This is a genomic window from Pseudomonas sp. WC1 (assembly GCF_050586565.1).
GTDB lineage: Bacteria > Pseudomonadota > Gammaproteobacteria > Pseudomonadales > Pseudomonadaceae > Aquipseudomonas.
In genome coordinates this window covers 17,764-43,523 of sequence record NZ_JBOBDQ010000019.1, presented here as the reverse complement: position 1 = coordinate 43,523, position 25,760 = coordinate 17,764, and the positions used below count along the sequence as shown (strand labels likewise).

17 protein-coding genes are annotated in these 25,760 nt (G+C 67.3%); 10 read left to right on the top strand and 7 right to left on the bottom strand.

All coding sequences use genetic code 11. The features are described from left to right. Positions 1-113: 113 nt before the first annotated feature. From ACQ4OD_RS11265 to ACQ4OD_RS11245, 5 genes are all read right to left on the bottom strand, one after another. Positions 114-1,409, bottom strand: coding sequence for a histidine decarboxylase (locus ACQ4OD_RS11265; RefSeq protein ID WP_430944304.1), 1,296 nt, complete (start codon positions 1,407-1,409; stop codon positions 114-116). Between the two features lie 81 nt (positions 1,410-1,490). Next, positions 1,491-2,240, bottom strand: coding sequence for a 2,3-dihydro-2,3-dihydroxybenzoate dehydrogenase (dhbA, locus tag ACQ4OD_RS11260; RefSeq protein WP_110703388.1), 750 nt, complete (start codon positions 2,238-2,240; stop codon positions 1,491-1,493). Then, a complete protein-coding gene (locus ACQ4OD_RS11255; protein ID WP_258600923.1) occupies positions 2,240-3,106 on the bottom strand; it encodes an isochorismatase in 867 nt (288 codons plus the stop codon). Before ACQ4OD_RS11255 ends, dhbA begins: the two co-directional genes overlap by 1 nt. A gap of 17 nt (positions 3,107-3,123) precedes the next feature. After that, positions 3,124-4,725 carry a (2,3-dihydroxybenzoyl)adenylate synthase gene (locus tag ACQ4OD_RS11250; RefSeq protein WP_430944303.1) on the bottom strand — a complete coding sequence of 534 codons (1,602 nt, stop codon included), beginning with the start codon at positions 4,723-4,725 and terminating at the stop codon, positions 3,124-3,126. A 26-nt stretch (positions 4,726-4,751) separates the two neighbouring features. Next, the gene (locus ACQ4OD_RS11245; protein WP_430944302.1) at positions 4,752-5,924 is read right to left on the bottom strand and encodes an isochorismate synthase; all 1,173 of its coding nucleotides are present in this window, start codon (positions 5,922-5,924) and stop codon (positions 4,752-4,754) included. Between the two features lie 128 nt (positions 5,925-6,052). On the opposite strand from ACQ4OD_RS11245, the gene ACQ4OD_RS11240 reads away from it, so the two are divergent. Further along, a complete protein-coding gene (locus ACQ4OD_RS11240; RefSeq protein WP_430944301.1) occupies positions 6,053-10,345 on the top strand; it encodes an amino acid adenylation domain-containing protein in 4,293 nt (1,430 codons plus the stop codon). 89 nt (positions 10,346-10,434) lie between these two features. After that, on the top strand, positions 10,435-11,754 hold the full coding sequence (gene basC, locus ACQ4OD_RS11235; RefSeq protein WP_198754196.1) for a putative histamine N-monooxygenase: 1,320 nt from the start codon (positions 10,435-10,437) through the stop codon (positions 11,752-11,754). Between the two features lie 375 nt (positions 11,755-12,129). Here basC and ACQ4OD_RS11230 read toward each other — a convergent pair whose 3' ends face one another. After that, positions 12,130-14,235, bottom strand: a complete 2,106-nt coding sequence (locus ACQ4OD_RS11230) for a condensation domain-containing protein (protein WP_430944300.1) — start codon at positions 14,233-14,235, stop codon at positions 12,130-12,132. Between the two features lie 218 nt (positions 14,236-14,453). Here ACQ4OD_RS11230 and ACQ4OD_RS11225 point away from each other — a divergent pair, with 218 nt between their 5' ends. From ACQ4OD_RS11225 to ACQ4OD_RS11190, 8 genes are all read left to right on the top strand, one after another. Continuing rightward, entirely contained in the window at positions 14,454-14,972 is a 519-nt protein-coding gene (locus ACQ4OD_RS11225) for a sigma-70 family RNA polymerase sigma factor (RefSeq protein ID WP_046855607.1), read from the top strand. Between the two features lie 120 nt (positions 14,973-15,092). Then, complete coding sequence (locus ACQ4OD_RS11220) at positions 15,093-16,880, top strand: ABC transporter ATP-binding protein (protein WP_430944299.1); 1,788 nt, start codon at positions 15,093-15,095, stop codon at positions 16,878-16,880. A 2-nt stretch (positions 16,881-16,882) separates the two neighbouring features. Further along, positions 16,883-18,652, top strand: a complete 1,770-nt coding sequence (locus ACQ4OD_RS11215; protein ID WP_430944298.1) for an ABC transporter ATP-binding protein — start codon at positions 16,883-16,885, stop codon at positions 18,650-18,652. Next, positions 18,649-19,593 (top strand): ABC transporter permease, encoded by a 945-nt coding sequence (locus ACQ4OD_RS11210; protein WP_139671017.1) that lies wholly within the window; start codon positions 18,649-18,651, stop codon positions 19,591-19,593. The genes ACQ4OD_RS11215 and ACQ4OD_RS11210 overlap by 4 nt, the downstream gene beginning before the upstream one ends. Continuing rightward, complete coding sequence (locus ACQ4OD_RS11205; RefSeq protein ID WP_102682064.1) at positions 19,593-20,528, top strand: iron chelate uptake ABC transporter family permease subunit; 936 nt, start codon at positions 19,593-19,595, stop codon at positions 20,526-20,528. The genes ACQ4OD_RS11210 and ACQ4OD_RS11205 overlap by 1 nt, the downstream gene beginning before the upstream one ends. Next, positions 20,525-21,307, top strand: coding sequence for an iron ABC transporter ATP-binding protein (locus tag ACQ4OD_RS11200; RefSeq protein ID WP_139671015.1), 783 nt, complete (start codon positions 20,525-20,527; stop codon positions 21,305-21,307). Before ACQ4OD_RS11205 ends, ACQ4OD_RS11200 begins: the two co-directional genes overlap by 4 nt. Next, entirely contained in the window at positions 21,304-22,266 is a 963-nt protein-coding gene (locus ACQ4OD_RS11195) for a siderophore ABC transporter substrate-binding protein (protein WP_139671013.1), read from the top strand. Before ACQ4OD_RS11200 ends, ACQ4OD_RS11195 begins: the two co-directional genes overlap by 4 nt. A 225-nt stretch (positions 22,267-22,491) precedes the next feature. Then, positions 22,492-24,729 carry a TonB-dependent receptor gene (locus tag ACQ4OD_RS11190; RefSeq protein ID WP_430944297.1) on the top strand — a complete coding sequence of 746 codons (2,238 nt, stop codon included), beginning with the start codon at positions 22,492-22,494 and terminating at the stop codon, positions 24,727-24,729. 81 nt (positions 24,730-24,810) lie between these two features. On the opposite strand, the gene ACQ4OD_RS11185 is transcribed toward ACQ4OD_RS11190, so the two are convergent. Then, the gene (locus tag ACQ4OD_RS11185; protein ID WP_139671009.1) at positions 24,811-25,707 is read right to left on the bottom strand and encodes a LysR substrate-binding domain-containing protein; all 897 of its coding nucleotides are present in this window, start codon (positions 25,705-25,707) and stop codon (positions 24,811-24,813) included. Between the last annotated feature and the right edge of the window lie 53 nt (positions 25,708-25,760).

Sequence of the window (25,760 nt, the reverse complement as noted above, 5' to 3'; positions counted from 1 at the left end):
GGGCGGGCAAGGGGCGGATCAGCCCGCCCCCGGTTTTTCGGCACGCCAGGTTCCAGGGTCATGTGTTGTAGGCACAGGCTTACATGCTTACGCCCGAAATGACGACTCGGCGTTCAGCTATCGCTGCCCTTGGGATGGGCGATGTTGCGTTGCGGTTCAGGTTTCCCCAGGCCCGGTGCAGGCACGCGCAGTGGCTGGCCGGCAGTGCTGTAGACCTGGGTGCGAGTGGCCAGTCCGTCGACCAGGGCGCCTTGCAACGGTTGCCTGGCCGGCGGCTTGCCACGGGCCTTGAGGTCGGCGATCACCTCGTCGACCAGGGCATCTATCTGCGTGCTGTCCCGGTGGTGGGCGGTGGTGATCAGGTGCGCGGTATCCCCCGAGGTGGCCAGGCAATGCCGCTTCCACACGCTGGCCGAGGGGCATGGGAACACCACGGTGATCGAGTTAGGGTTGCGCCAGGCCTCGATGCCGGCTGCCCGCAGCCGGTCTACCGCATGCTGGGCCAGGTCCAGGCAGCGCTGGATGCGCTCCCGCCAGTCGTCCATGGAGCGGCTGCGCAGGGCGGCCCACATCATCAGCGGCGTATGGCCGTTGCGCGAGCCGCTGATGGTCTGGTCGCGGGCGCTGATGTAGTCGACCTCCACCGAGATGCGCTCGACGTTGGCGCGCCGGGCCACGACGATGCCGCAGGGCATCGGCGAGCCGATCATCTTGTGCCCCGAGACACAGATCGAGTCGATGCCGTCGGCGAACGAGTAAGGCTCGGGGGCGTCGACGAAGGGCAGGATCATGCCACTGAGTGCCGCGTCGGCGTGCAGGTAGTAGTCTTCGCGGCGGATGCCGGCCCGGGCCAGACGCTGCTGGATGGTGGCGATGTTGTCAGTGGCGCCGCGCAAGGTGGTGCCGATGTTGGCGAAGATGATCGGGTGGTGCTCGCCGTCGGCCGTGATCCGTGCGACCAGGTCGTCATAGTCCATCTCGCCACTGGCCTGGGACGCCACCACCTGGGCCTTGATGCGCAGCAGGCGGACGATCTTGGCCACCGAGTAGTGGGTGTCCTGGGAGTAGTAGAGCGTGGCGTCGGGGAATAGCTCGCGGGCCAGGTAGCAGCCGAACATGTTGCCTTCGGTGCCGCCATTGGTGACATAGCCCCAGCTGTCCTCGAAGGGGATGTGGAACAGTTCGGCGAAGAAGCGCATGACCTCGCGCTCGAAATCGAAGGAGTTGAGCAGGTAGTTGCTGTACTCGTTCCAGTCGCCGCAGTTGTTGATGGAGAAGCGCATGAAACGGTGCAGCAGGCTGTAGTCGAAATCGGCGGATTCGGGGTAGCCGACATTGAAGTACTGGTGGGTGAGGCAGTAGCGCCAGAACCCCTCGAGACGTGCGTGGTCGGCAGGTGAGAATGTCATGTCCAGCTCCATGGAGCGCGCCCGGCCGACCTGGGCCGGGCGCGTTGCGGGTGAAAGTCCTTGTCGGTGGTCGTGTCGGGCTCAGGCGGCCAGGGTGGCGCCGCCGTCGACCACGATGTCCTGCAGGGTCACGTGGCCGGCCTGCTCGGACGCGAGGAACAGCACCACATGGGCGATGTCTTCGGGCGTGGCGATCTTGCCCAGGGGCACGCCGAGCTTGAATTGCTGTGGCAGGCCGTCGATCAACTGCCGTTCTGCCGCCGGATCGCCCAGCATGCCGGCCAGCATCGGCGTGCGCGTCGAGCCCGGCGAGACCACGTTGCAGCGCACGCCGTAGGGCGCAAGCTCCAGGCCCACGCAGTGGCTGAGGCTGACCAGCGCGGCCTTGGAGGCGCAGTAGGCGGCCATGTTCAGGCGCGGCACATGGGCGGCGTTGGAGGCGACGTTGACGATGGCGCCGCGGCGCTGGCGGCGGAACACCGGGGTCCATTGGCGCATCAGGTAGAACGGCGCGCTGGCGTTGACGTCGAGGCAACGCTGCCAGTCCTCGCAGGACACCTCGTCGCTGAGCCCGAGCCGCAGTACGCCGGCGACGTTGACCAGCACATCGAGATACTGCGCCTGTTCCTTGAGCCGGTCGCAGACTCGTTGCACGTCGGCCGGATCGGTCAGGTCGACATGCAGCAGCGGGAACGGCACGTCGGCCTCCTCGCAATCCAGGCCGATGACCTCGGCGCCTTCCTCGACAAAGCGCTGCGCCACGCAGCGGCCGATGCCGCTGGCGGCGCCGGTGACCAGCACGCGCCGTCCAGTGAAGCGGGCCATGGCCATCAGGCAGCCCCCCGCGCTTGTACCAGCGACCACCAGCCGTCCAGGGTCGGCGCGTTGGCCAACTCCTCGAAGCTGACGGCGATGCCGCGCTGCTTGAGCTCGGCCGCCAGCTTCATCACCTGCAGCGAGTCCAGGCCGTAGAAGATCAGGCTTTCCTGGGGATCGAGCTCGCTGTCGTCCTCGATCATCTGGCGCACCCGGCCGTGCAGCCAGTCGCGGGTGGTCACGCCCGCCGGCTGGGTCAGCAGGGTGGCGGTGTCGGTGACATGGCCACAGCGGGTGGCCACGTACTTCAGGGCCAGGCGGTGCTCCTCCTCGGAAAAGTCGGCCACCGCGTCGCCCACCAGGAAGGCCTGGATATCGTTCATGAAGGCATCGGCGGCGGTGATCATGCAGCCGATATGGGCGTACACGCCGCCGATCAGCAACTGGTCACGCTGCCAGCCACGCATGCGTTCGAGCAGGTCGGAGCGCTGGAAAGCGCTGTAGCGCCACTTGGTCAGCACGGTATCGCCCGGCTGTGGCGAAAGCGCGTCGATGATCGGTTGCTGCTCGGGGTTCGCCGCCGGCAGGCCCGGGCCCCACATGGCGTTGAGCAGGGCGCGGTCTTCCGGCGGTTGTTCATGGGGCTGGGCGGTATAAACCACCGGGATGCCCTGCGCGCGAGCCCACTGGATCAACCGCGACAGGTTGTCCACCAGCGCGGTGAGCAGGGCGCCGTCCGGCTGGTAGAAGCGCAGGAAATAGCGCTGCATGTCGTGGATCAGCAGCACGGCGCGGGTCGGATCGGGTTGCCAGGTGGTCTTGTTGGCCGGGTAGCTGGCCGGTTGCGGCATGGGGTAGTCGTGGATGGTTGGAATGGTCATGTCGGGTCCTTGGACGGTCAGGCGGTCGGGGCGACGGCGAGCAGTGCGCGCAGTTGCTTCTTGTCGATCTTGCCCACCGCGGTCAGCGGCATGGCATCGATCAGCCGGATGCGGTCCGGGAGCTTGTATTCGGCGATGCCCAGGCCCATCAGGTGGCGGCGCAGGGCGATCGGCTTGAGTTGCGGGTTGCGCGAGACGATGAACGCGCAGCTCTTCTCGCCGAGCAGTTCGTCGGGCAGCGCCACCAGGGCGGCATGAGTCACGTCGGGGTGCATGACGATCAGGTTCTCGATCTCCTCCGAGGCGACCTTCTCGCCGCCGCGGTTGATCTGGTCCTTGACCCGCCCGACGACCCGCAGGTTGCCGTCGGCGCTGCGCTGGACGATGTCGCCGGAGTGGTAGAAACCGTCCTGGTCGAACACTTGGGCGTTGTGCTCGGGGCTTTTGTAGTAGCCGCAGAAGGTATAGGGGCCGCGGGTGGCGAGCATGCCGGGCTCGCCGTCAGCGACCGGCCGGCCCTGTTCGTCGAGGATGCGCACCTCGTCCAGTTCGCTGATCGGCCGGCCCTGGGTGGTGAACACCTGTTCGTCGCTGTCGTCCAGGCGGGTGTAGTTGACCAGGCCTTCGGCCATGCCGAAAACCTGCTGCAGCTTGCAGCCCAGCACCTCGGGAACCTGGCGCGCCAAGGCCTCGGCGAAACTGGCGCCGCCGACCTGCAGCAGGCGCAGGCTGCGCAGCTTGGCGGCGTGCCCGGGGGCCGCCTGCAGCCATAGGGCCACGGCGCTGGGCACCAGGGCGGCCATGGTCACGGCGTGGCGTTCGATCAGGGCGAAGCAGTGCAACGGCTCCGGGTTGGCCGCCATGACGATGCAGCCGCCAGCGTGCAGCACGCCCAGGCCACCGGGGGAACTGAGGGTGTAGTTGTGCGCCGCTGGCAGCGCGCAGAGGAAGCGCGTGGCGCTGTCGAGGGCGCAGATCTGCGCGCTGGCCCGCACGCTGTAGGCGTAGTCGTTGTGGGTACGCGGGATCAGCTTGGGGGTGCCGGTGCTGCCGCCGGACAACTGGAACAGCGCCACCTCGCCGGCGGCGCTTGGGGTGTAGTGGGTGCCGCGCACATCGGCGCTGGCGCTCCAGTCGTCGAGGGCATCGAGCATCAGCGTCAGTTTCGGGCGCAGGCCTTCCTTGGCCAGGTCGTCGAGGAACGCCTCGTTGCGGAATACCTCATGCTCCGCCGAAGCGATCAGCAGGGCCGGCTGGATCTGCCGGGCGAAAGCGCCCAGCTCGTGCTGGCGGTGGCTGTACAGCGCGTTGACGGGGGCGATTCCGGCCTTGAGCAGGGCGAACAGCACAATGTAGAACTCGGCGACGTTGGGCAACTGCACCAGTGCCGTGTCGCCCTGGCCAAGGCCGTGGGCGGCCAGGCGCGACGCCAGGTTGGAGGCGCGGCGGTCCAGTTCGCCATAGCTGATGCGGCGTTCGCCGCAGAGGATCGCCGGGGCTTGCGGCTGCACGGCGGCGCGGGCGATCAGCAACTGGCTGAGTGGCTGGTCGTTCCAGAGGCCGGCGGCGCGATAGCGTTGCGCCCGGTCTGTGGGCCAGGGGGTGAATTCGATGGTCATGGGCATCTCGGAAAGCCGGTTTGAGGTCAATGGTCCAGGCCGCATGCACGCAGCATGGTGCCGAGCTTGGTCTGCACTTCGTTCCATTCGCTGTCGGGGCTGGAGGCCTCGACGATGCCGGCGCCGGCGAACAGGCGCACGCGCTGGCCGCTGAAGGTGCCGCAGCGGATGGTCACCACCCACTCACCGTTGCCCTGGGCGTCGCACCAACCGACCATGCCGGTGAACAGGCCACGCTCGAAGGGCTCGACGAAGCGGATCAGCTGGCGGGCGCGCTCGGTGGGGTAACCGCAGACGGCGGGGGTCGGGTGCAGGCGGCAGGCCAGTTGCAGGGCGTCGATATCGGCCGAGGCCAGTTCACCCTCGATACGCGTGGACAGGTGCCACAGCGCCGCAGTGCTGATCAGCGAGGGCCGCTCGGGGACCTGCAGGCGGCTGCACAGCTCGCCGACGCGCTGGGCGATGTCCTCGGTGACCAGGCGGTGCTCGTAGTGGTCCTTCTCCGACGCCGCCAGCCATTGCGCATTGGCGCGGTCGGCCTCGGGGTCGGCCATGCGTCGCACGGAGCCGGCCAGCGGGTTGCTGACGAAGGCGCTGCCTTGCTTGTGCACCAGCAGTTCCGGGCTCACCCCCAGCAGGGTGGAACCGTCGGCCAGGGGTACGCGGAAGTGGTAGCCCTCGCGGTTCAGTGCCTTGAGGTTGGCCTGCACCTGGGCTGTGTCCACGGGCGCGGCAAAGTGCAGTTCGCGCTGTACCGAGAGCACGGCCTTGCGCACATCGCTGTGCTGGAAGTTGACGATGGCGTGGCGCACGGCGCGCTTGAAACCGTGTTCGTCGGGGATGTTGGCCTGGCTGAGCAGAGCAGGCAGCGAGCCGGGCTGTACAGGAGCCGCGGTGCGCGCCTGCCAGGTATAGGCCTCGGGAACGTACAGGCTGGAAGCCTGGGTGGTGTCGAAGGGGATCGCGCCGACCACGATGGGATTTTCCTGCCCGGCCTGACGGGCGCGTTCGAAGGCCTGGTCGATGCTGCGCCGCAGTGCGCCACTGGCCAAATGGCTGCCGTGAGCCGGGGTGTCGATGCGTTCGCGCAGGCCGCTGACGCTCAGCTCGCGCTCGCCGGATGTGAATGAAAAGCTCGAATCCTCTTGGTTGAGCGGCATGGTGTCCCTGTCTTGCAAACGCAGGGTGCCTGTCTTCATGGGTTGCCTCCTTGGCGATGGGTGAGAAAGAAAACCTTGAAATATAATCATTCTCGTTAGTAAATATGAGGACGCGAAACACATGGATTTGTCAACTACGCGGGTAAGCGATGAGAGAGTTAACTTCGATGCAGGCCGCCTGTTGGATCGGGCGGGATGCACATGCGGCACTGGGTGGCGTCAGCGCGCACCTGTACGCCGAGTTCGATGGCCGGGCCATCGATGTGGCGCGCCTTGCCGGCGCACTTGAGGAGCTGTACCGGGCGCATCCGATGCTGAGCCTGCGCATCGACGGGCAGGGGCTGCAGACCATCGACGTAGCACAGCGCGCCCAACTGGAGCTGGAGGATTTCAGCGATCTGGATGGTCCAGCCGTGGAGCGGCGCCTGCTGGAGAAACGCCAGCAGTGGAGCCACCAGCGCCTGGACCTGAGCATGGGCCAGGGTGCGCGCTTCGGCCTGAGCCTGCTGCCGGGCAATGCCAGCCGGCTGCACGTGGACACCGACATGATCGCGGTGGACCCGTCGAGCTTCCGGGTGCTGATGGAAGACCTGGCCCGCCTGTACGACTCGCCTGAAAGCGTTCTGCCGACCACGCCGAACTACTTCGACTGGCTGGACCAGGTGCGTGCCGATGCCGACCTGCGTGCCGCCCGCAGCCGCGACCGCGCCTGGTGGCGAGCGCGCCTGGCGCAGATCGCCCCGGCGCCCTCGCTGCCCTTGCTCCCTGCGGGGCCGGCACGCAGCGAGCGCTTCGCCGCTCGCCTTGAACCTGCGCAGTATCGTGCCTTGCAGCACGCGGCGCGCGCACAGCGGATCACCTCGTCGGCGTTGATGCTCGGGCTGTTCGCGACCGCCCTGGGTGAGCACACCGGCGATCGGCGCTTGCGCCTGAACGTCCCAGTGTTCTGGCGCGAACCGCTGCTGGAGCCTGTGCAGCGCATCGTTGGCGAGTTCGCCAACCTGGTGCTGGTGGATGTCGACTTCACCGGAGTCGCCAGCCTTGCCGCGCTGTGCCGGGATCTGCATCGGCAACTGCTGGAGCGTCTGGCGCACAGCGCCTATCCGGGCGTGGACCTGATGCGCGACCTGTCGCGCCATCACGGTACGCCGCAACTGGCACCGGTGGTGTTCACCGCAGGCCTGGACCTGCCTGGCGGCGAGCTGTTCTCCGAGCGGGTGAGCGGGGTGTTCGGGCCGATGGACTGGGTGATCTCCCAGGGCCCGCAGGTGGCCCTGGACGCACAGGTGGCGCGGGCCGACGGCGGCCTGCTGATCAATTGGGACGTGCGCCTGGACGCATTGCCCGCTGACTGGGTCCAGGCACTGTTCGAGCGCTTCATCGCCCTGGCTGTGGCGGTGGCTGCCGACACGGGCGCGCTGCACCAGCCATTGGCGATTGCGGCGAGCCGGGATCGACCACTGAACGCTCTGCAACAGGCTTATCTGCTGGGGCGTGGCGAGCATCTGCCGCTGGGCGGCGTGGCCATGCAGGAGTTCCGCGAGTATCGCGGGGGCCTGGACCTGGCGCTGCTGCGCAGCCGCCTCACGGACATGGTGCGCCGCCACGACAGCCTGCGCACCCGTATCGATGCCCAGGCATTGACCCAGTCGATAAGCGACCAGGTGCAGGTCAACCTGGAGGTGATCGACCTGCACGGGTTGACGGCCGAGCAGGCCCAGGCGCAGCTTGAGGTCCGTCGCGAGGACTATGCCCATGCGCTGTTCGACCTGGCCGGGCCGCCCTGGAATGTGACCGCCTTCCAGTTGCCACAAGGCGAGTTGGTGGTGTTCGTGCGCTTCGATGCGCTGATTCTCGATGGACGCTCCATCGCTACCTTGATGGTCGAGTTGTTCGACGGTCACTGCCAGCCGCTGACGGCCAGCGAGCCCACGGCGGCTGTCATCGACCAGAGCGAGGTGCGCAAGGCCGATGCCGAGTATTGGAAGGCAAAGCTGGCCGAGGTCGACGGCGCACCAAGGCTGCCGTGGCGCCAAGCCTTGGACAAGGTCGGCGTGGCCCGATACGCCCGCCAGCGTCAGGTAATCTCCGCCCAAGCGTTCAAGGCATTGAGCCGCGCCGGTGCGCGTGAGGGGCTGTTCAAGAACTCGACGATCATGGCCGTGGTGCTGGAAGTGCTCGGCCACTGGCTCGACGAAGGCAGCCTGTGCGTGGCGGTGCCGGTGGCGCCGCCCCAGGACGGCGCATTCGCCAACCGCTCCAGCTTCATCGCCGTCGATTGGCAGCGCGGCCTGCCCAGCCTGGCCGAGCGCGCCAAGCGCCTGCAGGCCGATGTGCTGGAGGGCTTGCAGCATCTGGCGTTCTCCGGCGTGGACCTGGCCCGCCTGCTGTACGACAGCAACGGCCCAGGCCCGGCGCTACCGGTGGTGCTGACCAACGGCCTGTCCTGGCCAGTGGGCGCGGTCGATGGCCCGATGACCCTCAGCGCGGGCCTGACCCAGACGCCGCAGGTGGCCATGGACATCCGATTCTGCAACACCGCCGAGGGCGGGCTGGCGTTCGAGATCGACTATGCCCGTGAAGCGGTCGATGGCCGCTGGGTCGGGCAGTTGTTCGCAGCCTTGAACCAGGCGGTGGCGCAATTGGCCGGGCAGGCTGCATTCGAAGTCCACGCACGGCAGTTCATCGACCTCGGCCACTACCGCCTGAACAGCAGCGAGGCGCAGGCCGAGCCGGTCGATTTCCTTGGGCGCATCGCCCACAACCTGTTCGGCCCGGACAATGGACGCATCGCCTTGCTGCATGGCGAGCGGCGTATCAGCTATGCCGAACTGGGGGAGGGTGTGAAGCGCATTGCCGGGGCATTCCAGGCCCGCGGGCTGCGCCCCGGCCAGGTGGTCGCCATTTGCCTGCCACGCGGTCCTGAGCACACCATGACGGCCCTGGCCTGCGCCCTGAGCGGGCTGGTCTGGGTACCGATCGACGCGGCGGCGCCCGAGGAGCGCCTGCGCTATCTGCTGGACAACTGCCAGCCGGCACTGGTGGTCGACGCCGTCGCGCCACTGCTGGCCAGCCCTCCGGCAGCCCTGGACCTGACGGGGCTGGCGGCCTTGTCGGCGAGCACCGCGCCGGCCTACTACCTGTACACCTCCGGCACCACCGGCAAGCCCAAGTGCGTGGTGCTGAACAACCGCGCCACCGCCAATGTCATCGGCAGCACCTTGGCGCAGTGGCAGGTCAGCCGCGATGATGTGTTCATCTCGGTGACCCCGCTGCACCACGACATGTCGCTGTTCGACGTGTTCGGCAGCCTGTGCGCCGGGGCGGCGCTGGTACTGCCCGAGGCTGGCGAGGAAAAGGATGCGCTGCGCTGGAACCAGTTGGTCAGGCAGCACGGCGTGAGCCTCTGGTGCTCGGTGCCGGCCATCCTCGAAATGCTCCTGGCCTGCCGTCAGGGTGATGGTCTGCGCAGCCTGCGCCTGCTGGCCCAGGGCGGCGACTACATCAAGCCGGCGGTGATCGCCGAACTACGCGAGCAACTGCCCGAGGCGCGGCTGGTGTCCCTGGGTGGCCCGACCGAGACCACCATCTGGAGCATCTGGCACGAAATCGGTGAACAGGACCGCGCCAGGGTGCCCTATGGCCGGCCACTGCCGGGCAACCGCTACTGGCTGCTGGACGAGCACGGCGCGCATTGCCCGCAGGGCGTCGCCGGGCGTATCCACACCAGTGGGGTGGGCTTGGCCTTGGGCTACCTGGAGGACGGCAAACTGGTGCAGAACGACTTCGTCAATGTGCTCGACGAGCACGGCGCGCCAGTGCGTGCCTTCCGTACCGGTGACCGGGGCCGCTACCGCGAGGACGGGGTGCTGCTGTTCGACAGCCGGGTCAATGGCTATGTGAAGGTGCGTGGCGTGCGCGTGTCGCTGCCGGACATCGAGATCGAGCTGATCCGCCATCCGGCGGTGCAGCAGGTGCTGGTGGTGGACTATGGCGACACGCAACAGGGCGAGGCCTGCATCGGTGCGCTGTATGTACGGCGCCATGGTGCGCCGCCCGGCGCCGTGGCGTTGCGCGAACATGCCCGGGCCCTGCTGCCGCAGTCCCACGTGCCCACACGGTTTGTCGAGGTCGACGCCTTGCCGTTGACCGCCAACGGCAAGCCGGACCGCAGGCTCGCCCGCGCCTTGCTTGAAGGTGACACCGAGCAGGCGCCGATACCGGCGGCTGTGCCCAGCGACCCGCAGCGTCATGCCCAGGTGCTGGCGATCTACCAGCAGGTGCTCGGCGCGACACAGCCGGCCAGGGATTTCCTCGCCATGGGCCTGCGGCCGCAGCACCTCAAGCCGCTGGCGGCGCGCCTGGGCGAAGCCTTCGCGGTGCGCCTGTCGCCCGCGCAGTTGCTGCCGTGCCGCACGGTGGAAGAGGTCGAGCGCCTGCTCGTCAGCGCCCCCGTGTGAAACCACCGGCCTGAATCAATCGGCCTGAATCAATCGCCCTGGGCCTGGCCCGGGGCGCCAATCATCGTTCTTGGGAAATCATCGAGCATATGGACATCGCACACCTGGATATCGCCGGCATCGGCATCGGACCGTTCAACCTGGGCCTGGCCGCGCTGCTGTCGCGCCACCCGCACCTGAACTGCGCGTTCCTTGAGCGCAAGGCGCAGTTCCGCTGGCACGAGGGTCTGCTGCTGCCCGGCACCACCTTGCAGGTGCCGTTCCTGGCCGACCTGGTGACCCTGGCCGACCCCTGTCACCCGCTGAGCTACCTCAATTACCTGCACCAGCATGATCGCCTGTTCCAGTTCTACTACTACGACCATTTCCAGGTGCCCCGGCGCGAGTACGACCACTATTGCCGCTGGGCGGCGGGCCAACTGCCGGGCTGTCATTTTGGCGAGGAGGTCACGGGCGTGCGTTACGACAACGCCAGCGAACGCTTCGTCATCGACAGCGTGTCGGTGTCGGGCCTGGAGCGGCGCTACAGCAGCCGCGACCTGGCCATTGGCCTCGGTACCCGGCCATGGTTGCCGGCCTGGGCGCGCACCCGCACCCAGGCGCCGTTGCTGCACTCGGCAGAGTTCGGCAAGCGTCAGGGCGAGCTGGAGCAGTGCCGGCGCGTGGTGGTGGTCGGTTCCGGACAGAGCGCCGCAGAGTGCGTGCTGGCGCTGTTCAACGCGCTGACCCCGGAGCAGGTGGAGGCGGGGGCGTCGATCCACTGGATCACCCGCTCGGGAGGCTTCCACCCCATGGAGTACTCCAAGCTCGGCCAGGAGTGTTTCACGCCGGCGTACATGAACTACTTCCACACCCTGGCGCGGGACAAACGTCGGGAGATCGTCGCCCAGCAGGGCCTGTTGTACAAAGGCATCAGCTTCTCGACCATCGGCGCGATCTACGACCTGATCTACGAACGCTCCATCGGCGGGCGCGAACCTGGGCTGACGCTGTTGTCCAGCTGTGACGTGGAGACGGTCGAGGAGCTGGGCTCGGCGGGGCTGCGCATGACCTTCCGGCACAGCCAGCTGGAGCAACGGGCAACGCTGGAAGCCGACGCGGTTGTCGCGGCGACCGGCTATGCCCATGCCTGGCCGCAATGGTTCGAGCAGCTCAAGGGTTCGGTGCTGGCCACCGACGCGCACGGCGACTGCATCGTCGGCGAGGATTTCACCGCGCAGCGTTGCGATGGCGGCAGTGGCCGGGTGTTCGTGCAGAACGCCGAGATCTTCCAGCATGGTGTCGGCTCGCCGGACCTGGGGCTGGGGCCGGTGCGCAATGCGGTGATCGTCAACCAGTTGCTGGGGCGGGCGCAGTACCGGGTGCCGCAGCGCTCGTCGTTCCAGCGCTATGGGTTGCCGGAGGGGTGATTGGCGTTTGGGCTGCGAGGTGTTCGCCGGGAGGGATGTTGCGCCTATGAAATCGAGCGCCGCCCGCGCGGCGCATCGCTGGCAAGCCAGCTCCCACATCTATTTCGGGCCAGTCTGTCCTGTGAAGTTGTCGCTGTCCGCCTTGGTGCATGCCTTGAGACAAGTGGGACGCCAGTGATGCCCACGCTGAGACCGTGTCGTACCCACAAGGCGTACAGCCGCGGCGGCGCAGGCATAACTGGCCCGAAACAGATGTGGGAGCTGGCTTGCCAGCGATGCGCCGCGCGGGCGGCGCTCGATCTTGAGGGCGCTGAACCTCTTTCGCCAAACACATAGCAGGCGACGCTCAGTCCCAGAAGCGCCGCCCACCTTGAACTACAACACCACCGCAGCCAAAGCCCGCCGGCCGCCATCCACCTCGGCCAACACACAGAACGCCGCCGAAATCATTGCGCACAGGCGCTCGACCTGAGCACCGCTGTAGCGATCGCTGCGGTAGGTGATCACCAGGCGCAGCGAGCGCTGGCCATCGAACACATCTTCCATGATCTCGAACTGCAGGCCGAACATCGACTCGCTCTTGTCCGGGTCGATCTGCTTGTAGCGGATAGCCCGGCCATCGGGTGCCTGCAACGCGCCATTGAGGGCGTTGTTGGCGTGGATCTGCACATACACATCGAACATCAGGCCCTCGGCGGGGGCCATGCCCAGCGCCTGCTGGATGGTCTCCATGGGCACGTCGGCATAGGCCATCGAGTCGTTGATCATCCGCGTCACCTCGCCTAGCAACCCGGCCAGCGACTGTTCGGGGGCGAACTGCACGCGGTGGGCGACCATGGTGGTGAAGTAACCGACGGTGTCGAAATACGCAGGGTCGGTGCGCCCGGACGCCGAGGTGCCGATCACCAGGTCCGAGAGGTTGCCGAGCTTGTGCAGCGACAGGGCGATGGCGGTGTAGATCACGCTGAACAGCGATGACTGATGCAGCCGGGCGCTGGCGCCCAGTTGCTCCAGCATGCCGGGTTCGGGACGCAGCTCCAGCCAGCGCGCACGCGTGGACGCCTGGTCGGCGGGCAGCAGCGTGGCGTCATCGCAGGCGGGCAGGGCGAGACCGCGGGTGGCGTCGCGCAGCAGCTCGGTCCAATATGCCAGGTGGCGCGGGTTCGGGCCCTGGGCACTCTGGGCCAGGGCGAATTCGTGGAAGGTGCGCGCCGCCGCGGGCCATTGCGGCGCCCGGTCCTGGGCGCGGGCCAGGTAGGCCTCGGCCAGTTCGGCCATGATCACGTTCAGCGACCATTCGTCGATGGCCATGTGGTGGACCAGGAACGACAGCACCTGGTGGCCACTGTGCGGGTCACGCAGCATGCGCAACCTGAGTGGCAGTTCGCGGGCCAGGTCGAAGCGGTGCTTCGCCTCGCTGGCCAGGCTCGCGCTGGTGCTTTCGGCGCTGTTCCAGAACCACTTGAAACGGCCCAGCTCGGCCAGCGGCACGATGCGCTGGCAGGCGTCGTCGCCCTCGCCATGGTAGGTGGTGCGCAGGCTGGCATGGCGCTCCAGCAGGTCGGTGAAGGCCTGCTGCAGCAGCGCCTCGTCCACCGGGTCGTGGAAGTCCAGGGCAAAGGGCAGGTTGAAGATAGTGCCGTAGTCGAAGGCCGCACAGGCACGCCACAACGATGCCTGGGCCAGGGCCATCGGCGCCTGCTGGATATCCACGGCCTGATCGCTGGCCTGGCTGGCTTGCCCTTGGCTCAGCTTGGCGCGTGTGGCCAGCGCCGAGGCGCTGGGCGAGGCGAAGAAGTCGCTGAAGCGCAGTTCGATGCCATGCTCGCCCTGCAAGCGCCCGATGATCCGGGTGGCCAGCAGCGAGTGGCCGCCCATGTCGAAGAAGTCATCGTCCAGGGTCATGCCAGGCTCCGCCAATGCCTGGCGGAACGCGTCGAGGATGCGTTGCGCGATGTCCGTCGAAGGCGCCTGCGACAACGGTTCGAGCACCAGTGGCTGGTCGCCGGCCTGGGCGTCATAGGCGGCGCGGATGCGTTCGAGCAGGGTTTGCGGCGACTGACGCAGCACCGCATGGCAGAGCAGACCGAGCGCAGCCTGGCGATCGCCGGCCAGCAGCAGGGCCTCGAACGGCGGCTGCGTGGTGGAATCCCAGGGCGCCGCCTGGCGCGTCCGCAGCAGGGCGTCCATGCCCTCGGCCGCGCTCCGTTCGATACGCAGGCACGGGTACCAGCCGGGTTCCTGGGTCTTGTACAGGTCGCCATCGTCGCTGAAGTGGTAGCGGCTATTCAGGCCCGGCGTGGCTTCGACCACCGCCTGCACGGCCAGGGCCAGCAGCGACAGGTCGGCCGTGGGCCCAAGGCGCCAGGCGCCCAGTTGCCGGTGCAGCTGCTCGGGTTGCTGTTGCTGGGCGAACCAGGCGAGTTCTTCGTGTTCATCCAGGGCCTGGGGCGAGGGTAGGGTGGTGTTGCGTTCCAACATGGTTAGCTTCCTGCTGTTCGATCGATCAAGGCCCGCGTCGGCCTTCACTGCCATCCGTGGATCGCGGTGAGTGGCCGCGCAGAGGGTTCGCACCACCGGGGTGCATTGCGTGAATCCCGAGGATTCGTTATGGTGAGAAAGATGCAAATAATTATCATCTAGATTGGCGCACGTCAAAGGAAGCCGTCTGGAATGCACCACGCTCAGGGAGAGGTACCGTGGACAACGGAACGTTCGCGCTTCGTCAACAGCTGCAACAGCTGTATCAGGATCATCACGGCTGGTTGTGCGAGCTGCTGCGCCGCAAGCTGGGCAACGCGGTGGACGCGGCGGACCTGGCCCACGATATCTACCTGCACCTGATGAACAAGGGCCAGGTGCCGACGGCGGAACAGTCGCGCTGCCACCTGACGCAGATCGCCAACGGCAAGGTCATCGACCTGTACCGCCGCCGCCAACGTGAAACCCGTTACCTCGAGGACCATGGCCTGCAGCCCGAGCCGCGGGTGCCGTCGGAAGAGGCGCGGGCGCTGGTGGTCGAGGCCCTGGGTGCGATCGACAGCGCCCTGCAACGGCATTCGCCCAAGGCCCGCCAGGCCCTGCTGCTGTGCCGGCTCGACGGCATGGCCCATCGCGCCATCGCCGCCGAGTTGCGGGTGTCGGTGTCCTCGGTCGAGAAGTACATCGCCGCCGGCGTGCGCACCTGCAGGCGCTACCGCATCGGCAGTGGCGCCTGAGCGTGGGCATTTCTTTTTGCGGGTTTGCCCGCCTCGTGCGGAATACAGGTTGAGAAGGACTGGCGGGCTGGGCGCCCAAGTGGCTGCCCGGCCTGCTCCTCGTGCTGAAAAGGAGCATTCATGAGTGTTGAACAAGGGGTGGCGGTGCAGCAGCCCGCCAAGGGGCCGGTCGCCGCAGTGCTGGCGCCGATTCGCGGGCGCTTGATCATCGCCGGGTTGCTCGCCGCGTTGGGCGCCATGCTCAGCCTGGCGCCCCTGGCCGCGATCGCCGAGGTCGCCCGGCTGGCGTTCGCCGAAGGGCAGGGCGTCGCGCAGGCCTGGCCGGTGATCGTGCTGGGGCTGGGCTGCCTGTTCGTCGGCATGGCCCTGATTTCGCTGGGCGACCTGGTGGCCCACCTGGCCGACAACCACATCACCGGCACGCTGCGCCTGGCAATCATCCGCCGCCTGGCACGGGTGCCGCTGGGCTGGTTCACCAGCCGCGCCTCCGGCGAGGTGAAGCAGGCCATGCAGGACGATATCGGCATCCTGCACAGCCTCACCGCGCACTTCTACACCACCCTCGGACGCAGCGCCGGGGCGGTGCTGGCGTCGATCGTCTACCTGTTCGCCATGGACTGGCGCATGGCGCTGGTGTCGATGCTGCCGTTCCCGCTGTTCTTCCTGTTCTTCGCCCGTGCCCACCAGGCCAGCGCCCGCAACATGCAGGCCTTCGGCGCCGGCATGGGGCGGATCAACCAGGCGGTGGTCGAGTTCGTCAACGGCATCCCGGTGGTCAAGGCCTTCGGTGGCCAGCGCAAGGCCCATGGCAGCTACCGCGAGGCGGTGGACGCCTTCGCCGCAGCCTTCACCGACTTCACCCGGCCGCTGGTCAGCGCCATGGCCAATGCCAACGCGATGATCGCGCCGGTATCGGTACTGGGCGTGGTGCTGGCGTTCGGCACGCTGTTCGTCGGCCTGGGCTGGATCACCCCGGTGCAGGTACTGCCGTTCGCCCTGGTGGCGCCGGGCATCTGTGCGCCGCTGCTGTTGCTGGCCTATATCACCCACGACCTGAACAACGCCACCGGTGCCGCTCAGCGCGTGCAGGCGCTGCTGAATACGCCGGTGCTGGAGACCGACGGCCAGGGCGCCGGCGAGCTGCCGGCCGATGCACGCATCGAGGTGCAGGGCCTGGGCTATCACTACGACCCGCGCAATCCGGTGCTGAGCGAGGTGTCGTTCACCCTGGAACCGGGCACGGTAACAGCGGTGGTCGGCGCCTCGGGCGCCGGCAAGTCGACCCTGGCGCGCCTGCTGCTGCGCTTCTTCGATCCCAGTGCCGGGCGTATCACCCTGGGCGGCGTCGACCTGCGGCAGATCGACAGCGCGCAACTGTACCGACGCATCGGCTTCGTCCTGCAGGACGTGCGCCTGATCCATGCCAGCGTGCGCGAGAACATTGCCCTGGGCCGGCCTTCGGCGAGCCAGGAGCAGATCGAGGCGGCGGCGCGGATCGCCAATATCCACGAGCGCATCCTCGCCCAGCCGCGCGGCTACGACGCGGTGATCGGCGAGGACGTGCAGTTCTCCGGCGGCGAACTGCAACGGCTGAGCATTGCCCGCGCGGTGCTGCTCGACCCGCCGGTGCTGGTGCTCGACGAAGCCACCGCGGCGGCCGACGCCGAGAACGAAGTCAAGCTGCAACAGGCGCTGTCGCGCTTCGCCCAGGGGCGCACGCTGCTGGTGATCGCTCATCGCCTGGACACGGTGATGCACGCCGACCAGATCCTGGTGCTGGACCAGGGCACGGTCGCCGAGCGCGGCAATCACGACGAACTGCTGGCCCGTCGCGGCCTGTATGCCCGCTTGTGGGCCGCCGGCGGCTATGCGAAGACGCGGGCGACCGCGCAGGTGGAGGAGCACTGATCATGTTGGGGATTTTCGTTCGACTGCTCGGCGACGACGCCGTGTTCCTGCGCCGTTACATCCGCCTGGCGCTGGTGTATGGCGTGCTGTGCGGGCTGACCATCGTCACCCTGGTGCCGATCCTGCGTCACCTGCTGGGCAACCAGCTGGAGGCCGCCGGCCAGTGGCTGGCACTGCTGGCCCTGGGCGTGGTGGTGTGCTGGTACCTGCGGCGACGGGTGGAGAAGGCCGGCATCGCGGTGGGCATTGCCGTGCTGCGCGGTGGCCGCCAGCGCCTGGGCGAGCATGTCGGCACGCTGCCGGTGGGCTGGTTCAATGCCGCCAACACCGCGCGCCTGAGCCATGTCACCACCCAGGGCATGATGGAGATCGCGCAACTGCCGGCCCATGTGTTCACGCCGCTGTTCACCGGGGTGGTGACGCCGCTGGTGATCCTCGTTGCGCTGTTGCTGGTCGACCTGCGCCTGGGCCTGGTGGCCCTGGTCAGCCTGCCGCTGCTGGCCTTGGTGATGCTTGCGACAATGCGCCTTGGCCAGCGCGCCGACCAGCGCTACCAGCGCGACACCGCGCAGACCAGCCAGCGCATGGTCGAGTTCGCCCAGGCGCAGTCGGTGCTGCGCGCGTTCAATGGCGAGCAGGGCGGCACGCGCTTCCTGGAGCAGGCCGTGGCCCAGCAACAGCAGGCGGCGCGCAAGCTGATCCAGCTGTCGGCGTTGTCATCGGTGCTCAACGTCTGGGCGGTGCAGGCCAGCTTCGCCGCCTTGCTGGTGGTCGCCACGCTGTGGCTTGGCGAGCAGGCCGGCGCAGGCTTCGACAACGCAACGGTGATCGGCACCCTGGTCGCGCTGGTGCTGGCGACCCGCTTCATCGACCCGCTGCTGGACGTGGCCGGCTACAGCGAGGTGCTACGCGGCACCCGTGGCCAGCTGCAGGCGGTGGCCGAGCTGCTGGCCGTCAAGCCGCTGTCCGAGCCCGCCGCACCGCAGGCGCCGGTCGACGGTTCGGTGCAGCTGGAGCAGGTCGGATTCCGCTACGGCGACGACCAGCCCGAGGTGCTGCGCGAGGTCAGCCTGGACATCGCGCCCGGCAGCATGACGGCGCTGGTCGGCGCATCGGGCTCGGGCAAGACTACCCTGGTGCGGCTGATCGCCCGTTTCTTCGACGTCACCCGGGGCCGGGTCAAAGTCGGCGGGGTGGATGTGCGGCAGATGTCCGCCGAACAGCTGGCCGGGCAGATCAGCCAGATCTTCCAGGACGCCTACCTGTTCCAGGGCAGCATCGCCGACAACATCCGCCTGGGCAAACCCGACGCCAGCGAGGCCGAAGTGCTCGAAGCGGCGCGACTGGCCGGGGTGCAGGAGATCCTCGAACGCCTGCCCGAAGGTTTGCACACACAGGTGGGCGAGGGCGGTGCACGTCTGTCCGGCGGCGAACGCCAGCGCATCTCGATTGCGCGGGCGCTGATCAAGGACGCGCCGATCCTGCTGATCGACGAGGCCACCGCGGCGCTGGACGCCGAGAACCAGGCGGCCATCGCCGAAGCGCTGGCGCGGTTGCGCGGCAAGCGCACGCTGATTGTCATTGCCCACCAGCTGTCGACGGTGGCCATGGCCGACCAGATCGTGGTGCTGGACGAAGGGCGCATCCGCGAACAGGGCGCCCATGCCCAGCTGGCTGCCGAAGGTGGGTTGTACGCGCACTTCCTCGAGCAGCGCCGGGCCGCCAAGGGCTGGCGAATCGGTGAGGCCGCAGGCGATGGAGTGACCGCTTGAGTCGGGTGCTGCTGCCAACGCTGTTGTTGCTCTTGTGTGGTGCTTCATTGATGGTCGGGGCCAGCCAGATGTCCTGGTCGGCCTTGCTGTCGGCCTCCGACGATGCCTGGCTGACCCTCACCGCCAGCCGCTTGCCACGCCTGGCGGCACTGGTGCTGACGGGTGTCGGCCTGTCGATCTGCGGGGTGATCCTGCAGCAGATCGTGCGTAATCGTTTCGTCGAACCCGCCACCTGTGGCGGGCTGGATGCGGCCAAGCTGGGCATCCTGGTGGCCCTGACCGTGCTGCCGGGAGCCGGGGCTACCGGGCGCATGCTGTTCGCCCTGGTCTTCTGCCTGCTGGCGAGCCTGGTGTACGTGGCGATCATCCGCCGCATCCGCTTCACCAACCTGGTGCTGGTGCCAGTGATCGGCCTGATGTACGGCAGCGTGCTCAGCGCCATTGCCGAGTTCTATGCCTATCGCCACAACATCCTGCAGAGCATGCAGGGCTGGCTGCTGGGTGACTTCTCGCGGGTGATCGAGGGCAACTACGAGATCATCTACCTGATCCTGCCGATCGTCGTGCTCACCTACCTCTACGCCCAGCGCTTTACCGTGCTGGGCATGGGCGAGGGCATGGCTACCAGCCTCGGCCTTAACTACGCGGCCACCGCGATCCTCGGTCTGGTGCTGGTAGCGGTGACCGTGTCGGCCACGGTGATCACCGTGGGCGCGATCCCCTTCGTCGGCCTGGTGGTGCCGAACCTGGTGGCGCTGCGCTACGGCGAGAACCTCAAGCGCACCTTGCCCATCGTCGCCATGTGCGGCGCGGCGTTGCTGCTGGCCTGCGACATACTTGGCCGGTTGTTGATCCACCCCTACGAAGTGCCCATCGGCCTGACCGCCGGCAGTGTCGGCGGTGTGCTGTTCCTGGTGCTGATCCTGTGGAAATGCAAATGATGCGCCGCGCCGCCTGGTTGTTGCTGCCGGCCCTGGCGCTGGCGTTCCTGTTGCTGGGCTCGGGCCTGGACTTCAGCTACGTGATCCCCAAGCGCCTGGTGCGCCTGGGCGCGATCGTGGTGGCCGGGGTGTGCATCGCCTTGTCCTCGGTGATCTTCCAGACCCTGGCCGGCAACCGGGTGCTGACCCCAGCGATCATGGGCTACGAAGGCATCTACCTGTTGTTCCAGGCCGTGCTGGTGCTGTGGCTGGGCACCGGCAGCGTGGCGCTGCTCGGCGCGCAGGGCAACGCGTTGCTGTCGATCGCGTTGATGCTCGGTTACTCGTGGCTGCTGCAGCGCTGGCTGCTGCGCGAAGGGCGCGGGGATGTCTACCGCCTGCTACTGCTGGGGCTGGTGCTGACCATGGTGCTGGGCACCTTCACCCAGTTCATCCAGCTCAAGACCAGCCCGGGGGAATTCTCCATCCTGCAAGGCTTGGGTTATACCTCGTTCAACCGCGCCCAGCCGGCCCAGGTGCTGTACTCGGGCCTGCTGGTGGCGGCAGTGGCAGTGCTGGTGGCGCGCGGCACACGGGTGCTTGACGTGCTGGCGCTGGGTCGCGACCAAGCCATTGCCCTGGGCCTGGACCATGGGCGCTGCCTGCGCCTGCAGATGGCGCTGATCGCCGTGCTGGTAGCGGTGTCCACCAGCCTGGTGGGGCCAACCGCATTCATGGGGGTGTTCGTCGCCAACATCGCCTATGCCCTGGCGCGCAGCGCCCGGCACCAGGTGACCCTGCCACTGGCCTGCGCCGTGGCCATCGGCATGTTCCTGCTCGCCCAACTGCTGGTCGAGCATCTGTTCAACTACCGGACCAGCGTGAGCATCCTCGTCAACCTGGTGTGCGGCGCGTACTTCCTCGCGCTGATGGTCCGTACCCGAGGCACCCCATGATCACCCTCGAACACCTGCACAAGGCTTATGGCGACAAGACCGTGCTCGAAGACGTGAGCCTGACGTTCCCGGCCGGCCAGGTTACCTCGCTGATCGGCCCCAACGGCGCCGGCAAGAGCACCTTGCTGATGTGCATGGCTCGGCTGCTGCCGGCCAGCCGCGGGCGCATCCTGCTCGACGGCCTGGACATCGGCCGCATCGCCATCGCCGACTACGCCCGCCGCGTGGCCACCCTGCGCCAGGTACTGGACTTCAACCTGCGCCTGACCGTCGAGGAACTGGTCGCCTTCGGCCGCTTTCCCTACAGCCGCGGGCTGCTGACCGCCGACGACCACCAGGTAATCGACGAATCCCTGGATTTCCTGGGGCTGCAAGCGCTGCGCCGCGCCTACCTCGACGAACTCAGCGGCGGCCAGCGGCAGATGGCCTTCCTGGCCATGACCATCGCCCAGCGCACCGACCTGTTGCTGCTCGACGAGCCGCTGAACAACCTCGACATGAAGCACGCGGTGCAGATCATGCAGGCGATCCGCAGGCTCTGCGACGAGCAGGGGCGCACGGTGATCCTGGTGGTGCACGACATCAACTTTGCCGCCAACTATTCCGACCATATCGTCGCCATGAAGCAGAGCGCGGTGCACAGCCATGGGCCGGTCGCCGAGGTGGTCACCGAGGCCAACCTGCGCGCGCTGTTCGGCCTGGCGTTCGAGATCCTGCCGAGCGCGCACGGTTTCGTCTGCAACTACTTCAACCCATCACTATCGAGAGAGCTGGTATGAACGGAATCTGCAAGATACTGCTGGCCGCCGCCGTGGCGGCCACGTTGCCGGGCTGCGACCAGGCCCCGCCGGAGCAGGCGCGCGCCGCCAGCGCCGACTACGCCCCGGTGAAGGTCGAACACGCCCTGGGCACTACGCTGGTCGAACACCAGCCGCAGCGCGTGGTGGCCTTCGACATGAGCGAGCTGGACACCCTCGACCAACTCGGCGCGCCGGTGGTCGGCATCGCCAAGGACTATGTCGCGGGCTTCCTGGCCAAGTACCGCGACGACCCCAAGGTGGCCGACGTCGGCACCACCATCCAGCCCAACCTTGAACGCCTGCATGCGCTCAAGCCCGACCTGATCCTGATCTCGCCGCTGCAGGCGCAGAGCTACCAGGAGCTGAGCCAGATCGCCCCGACGGTGCACTACGACATCGACATGGACAACCGCCAGGGCAATGTCATCGACACCGCCAAGCAGCACCTGCTGACTGTCGGGCACATTCTCGGCAAGGAAGACTTGGCCCGGGAAACCGCCGCGCGCATCGATGCCAAGGTGGCCCAGGTGCGCAAGGTGACCGACGGGCGCCCGGAAAAGGCGCTGGTGGTGCTGCACAACAACGGCGCGTTCACCGCCTACGGTGTGCGTTCGCGCTACGGCTTCATCTTCGACACCCTCGGGGTCAAGCCGGCCAGCGACGACATGCAGGCCGGCCTGCACGGCCAGCCGATCTCCAACGAGTTCATCCACCAGGCCGACCCGGACATCCTCTATGTGATCGACCGCACCGCGGTGATGGAGCGCCGGGCGGCGCTGGACCGCGAGACCCTGGACAACCCGCTGCTGCGCCAGACCAAGGCGTGGAAGAGTGGCCATGTGGTGTTCGTCGATCCGCAGACCTGGTACCTGTGCACCGCCAGCGTGACCTGCCTGGAGCGGGTGGCGGACGAGGTGGTGAAGGGGTATCAGGGCTGACTTCCTGAAAGGGGGCTGCTGCGCAGCCCATTCGCCGGCAAGCCGGCTCCCACGGAAACTGCAGCCAGGCGCGATTCCTGTGGGAGCCGGCTTGCCGGCGATGAGGCCGGTACAGATGTGAAACCGATAGTGGCCATTTGAGTGTAATTTCTGTTGAGGGATTCGCCGATTCGTACGGAATGACTAATGAGAAACATTACCATTCTGTCCCGAAAGGAATCCCTCATGCCTCCACTGCAACATCCCCAGGCCCCGAAACTGCCCCGCAGGGCCTTGCGCATGGCCGTGCTGCTGGGCATGGCCGCCATCGCCGGCAATGCCTTCGCGCAACCGCCACGCAGCACCACCTCGGCGCAGCAGCAGCCCCCCGATGTGAAGGAAGAGGGCCTGACCCTGCCGGAAACCCTGGTGCAGGAAACCCGTGACGCCCTCGGTGCCCCGCCACCGGAATATGCCGGGGGCCAGGTCGGCTCGGGCAGCCGGGTAGGGCTGATGGGCAACAAGGACTTCAGCGAAACCCCGTTCAACGCCATCAGCTACACCAAGGAATACATCGAGAACCGCCAGGCCCAGGACATCGGCGCGGTGATCGGTGCCACCGATCCTTCGGTCTATGTGCCGAGCAAGCGCGGCATCTTCGAGACCTTCTTCATTCGCGGCCTGTACAGTACCGGCAACGACATTACCTTCAACGGCCTGCCGAGCATGGCGCCGAACATGCGCGGCTCCACCGAGCTTGCCGAGCGCATCGAAGTGCTCAAGGGCCCGTCGGCGCTGCTCAACGGCATGCCGCCAGACGGCAGCGTCGGCGGCAGCATCAATATCGTGCCCAAGCGTGCCGGCGACGAGCCCCTGGCCCGGTTGACCGCCTCCTACGAGTCCGATGGCCTGGCTGGCATGCATGCCGATATCGGCCGCCGCTTCGGCGACCAGAAGCAGTTCGGCGTGCGCTTCAATGGCGTCTACCGCGACGGCGACACCCCGGTGGACGACCAGCAGCACCGCATGCAGCTGTCGTCCCTGGCCCTGGACTGGCGCGGCGAGCGGGCGAGGGCGTCGCTGGACTACTACCACCAGCGCGAACGCATGGACGGGGTCAACTATTTCGGCATCGCCTCGATCAGCCCCGGCGTGACCCACCTGCCCAAGGCCAAGAAGGGCGATCACTCGCTGGCCCCGGAGTGGGGCTACACCGTCAACGACACCGACACCGTGGTGCTGCGCGGCGAGTACGACCTCAACGACTCGCTCACCGCATTCGCCGGCTGGGGCCATCGGGAAGGGGGCTACAACGCGCTGATGACCAGCGGCATGCTGCTCAATGATGCCGGCGACATCTCCGCCACACCGATCCGCTCGGCTCGTGATGGTGAGCAGAAGTCCGGCGAGGTCGGCCTGCGCGGGCGCTTCGCCACTGGCCCGGTCGACCACGCCTGGTCGCTGGCGGCCACCCGCTACGACTCCGAGAACAGTTTCAAGGACAAGCGCCTGCCGACACGCATCCTCACCAACTACTACAACCTGGACTATGGCCCGCGCCCGGAGATCGGCGAGTACGGCAACGTCACCTCGCGCATGCGCGCCCGGCTGAGCAGCGAAGCCTTGCTCGACACGATGTCGTTCCTCGATGACAAGGTGCAGTGGACCGTCGGTGCACGCCACCAGAACGTGCGCGCGTCGAACTACAACGGCAACCACCAGCGTACTTCCAAGCCCTACGATGAAAGCCGGGTTTCGCCGGCCACAGCCTTGCTGGTAAAGGTCACCGACGAGCTGTCGCTGTACGGCAACTACATCGAAGGCCTGAGCCAGGGCGGCATCGCCCCGGACAACGCGCGCAACGCCGGCGCGATCATGGCGCCGTACCAGACCAAGCAGTACGAACTGGGCGCCAAGCTCGACCTGGGCACCTTCGCGCACACGGTCAGTGTCTACCAGGTGAAAAAGCCCAGCGCCTATACCGATCCGCTCACGCAGATCTACGGCGTGTACGGCGAGCAGCGCAACCGTGGCCTGGAGTGGTCGTTCTTCGGCGAGCTCGAGCCGGGCTTGCGCCTGCTTGGCGGTGCGTCCTACACCAAGGCTGAGCTGACCCAATCGATACGCAAGGAAAACGAAGGCAACCAGGCCACCGGCGTGCCCAAGGTGCTGGCGAAGCTCGGCGTCGAGTACGACCTGCGCGAGATGCCCGGGCTGACCCTGACCGGCAACGCCAACTATGCTGGCCGGCGCTACGCCACCGATGCCAACAACCTGTCGCTGCCGTCCTACACGATTTTCGATCTCGGCGCCCGGTACACCCTGAAGGTCTCGGACAAGCCGGTCACCTTGCGTGCCACCGTGCAGAACGTGACCAACAAGGCCTACTGGATCGGCTCGTGGAACGGCGGCGACGGCAGCGGCCTGTCCGGAGGGCTGGGCACGCCGCGGTCGTTGTTGTTCTCCACCTCGGTGGATTTCTAGCCAACCCCACACTGGCTGCGTGGGAGCGGCGGCGAGCCGATGCGACTTGCCCCGCGACCACCAGCGCAGCCGGTGCCAGACTCACAGCGCATCCGGAAACTCCTCGCGCAGGCTGCCCCCCAGCCAATCCATGAACCACAACGCATCGGCACTCGGCGGCTGAGTCGGCGTCAGCAACTGGTAGCTCTCCAGCGCCACGGCCTGTTCCACGCAACGCACCAGGCTGCCTTCGCGCAGTTCACGTCCGACCAGCACTTCGGTGGCCAGGGCGATGCCGTGGCCGCGCTGGGCCAGGTTCAGCACGATATCGTTGCTGATATGCGAGGTATCGGCCTTGACCCGCACCCTGAGGCCATTGGCCGCGAACCAGCTGTTCCACCAGGTGCCGTCATCGACATGGATCAGCCGCAAGGCGGGCAGGTCGGCAGCGCTCAGCCCTGCGGGCAACTGCGCCAGGTAGCTCGGCGCGCATACCGCGAACACCTTCGGGCGGATCAACACCTCGCGTACACCGTTCAGCTCACCCGGCAGGCCGAAGGCGATGCCCAGGTCCGCCTGGCGGGCATCCACGCTGGTGAACGTGGCATTGGGCTCGATGGCGATCCTCAGGTCCGGGCGCAGGCTGCGCAAGGTGTCGATGCGCGGTGTCAGCCAGCGTGAAGCGAACGCCGGCACGCAGAGGATCCGTAGCCAGCGCTCGTCTCCCCGTTGCGCCAGGCGTGCACCGGCATCGGCAAGGATCTGCAGTGCTTCGGCTGCGGCCTTGTAGTAATGGGCGCCGGGCAGGGTGAGGGTCACGCCGCGGGGGGAGCGCTCGAACAGGCGCACGCCCAGCCAGGCCTCGAGGTTCTTCACATGCCGACCGATCGCCGGCTGGGTCACGTGCAACGCCTGGGAGGCCGCGACATAACTACCCAGGCGGGCGGCGGCCTCGAAAGCACGCACGGCGTTGAGCGGGGGCAGTCGATCTTCGGCCATGGGCACTCTCCTGGCTGTTAGTTTTTTTAATAGTGAAGGCAAATTTATTGTGC

Excerpts from the sequence above, each read along its gene's own strand:
- ACQ4OD_RS11250 (WP_430944303.1), bottom strand. The coding sequence starts at position 4,725 with ATGACCATCGAATTCACCCCCTGGCCCACAGACCGGGCGCAACGCTAT.
- ACQ4OD_RS11205 (WP_102682064.1), top strand. The coding sequence starts at position 19,593 with ATGCGCCGCGCCGCCTGGTTGTTGCTGCCGGCCCTGGCGCTGGCGTTC.
- ACQ4OD_RS11220 (WP_430944299.1), top strand. The coding sequence starts at position 15,093 with ATGAGTGTTGAACAAGGGGTGGCGGTGCAGCAGCCCGCCAAGGGGCCG.
- ACQ4OD_RS11200 (WP_139671015.1), top strand. The coding sequence starts at position 20,525 with ATGATCACCCTCGAACACCTGCACAAGGCTTATGGCGACAAGACCGTG.
- ACQ4OD_RS11230 (WP_430944300.1), bottom strand. The coding sequence starts at position 14,235 with ATGTTGGAACGCAACACCACCCTACCCTCGCCCCAGGCCCTGGATGAA.
- ACQ4OD_RS11185 (WP_139671009.1), bottom strand. The coding sequence starts at position 25,707 with ATGGCCGAAGATCGACTGCCCCCGCTCAACGCCGTGCGTGCTTTCGAG.
- ACQ4OD_RS11255 (WP_258600923.1), bottom strand. The coding sequence starts at position 3,106 with ATGACCATTCCAACCATCCACGACTACCCCATGCCGCAACCGGCCAGC.
- basC (WP_198754196.1), top strand. The coding sequence starts at position 10,435 with ATGGACATCGCACACCTGGATATCGCCGGCATCGGCATCGGACCGTTC.
- ACQ4OD_RS11195 (WP_139671013.1), top strand. The coding sequence starts at position 21,304 with ATGAACGGAATCTGCAAGATACTGCTGGCCGCCGCCGTGGCGGCCACG.
- dhbA (WP_110703388.1), bottom strand. The coding sequence starts at position 2,240 with ATGGCCATGGCCCGCTTCACTGGACGGCGCGTGCTGGTCACCGGCGCC.
- ACQ4OD_RS11245 (WP_430944302.1), bottom strand. The coding sequence starts at position 5,924 with ATGAAGACAGGCACCCTGCGTTTGCAAGACAGGGACACCATGCCGCTC.
- ACQ4OD_RS11240 (WP_430944301.1), top strand. The coding sequence starts at position 6,053 with ATGCAGGCCGCCTGTTGGATCGGGCGGGATGCACATGCGGCACTGGGT.
- ACQ4OD_RS11215 (WP_430944298.1), top strand. The coding sequence starts at position 16,883 with ATGTTGGGGATTTTCGTTCGACTGCTCGGCGACGACGCCGTGTTCCTG.
- ACQ4OD_RS11265 (WP_430944304.1), bottom strand. The coding sequence starts at position 1,409 with ATGACATTCTCACCTGCCGACCACGCACGTCTCGAGGGGTTCTGGCGC.
- ACQ4OD_RS11190 (WP_430944297.1), top strand. The coding sequence starts at position 22,492 with ATGCCTCCACTGCAACATCCCCAGGCCCCGAAACTGCCCCGCAGGGCC.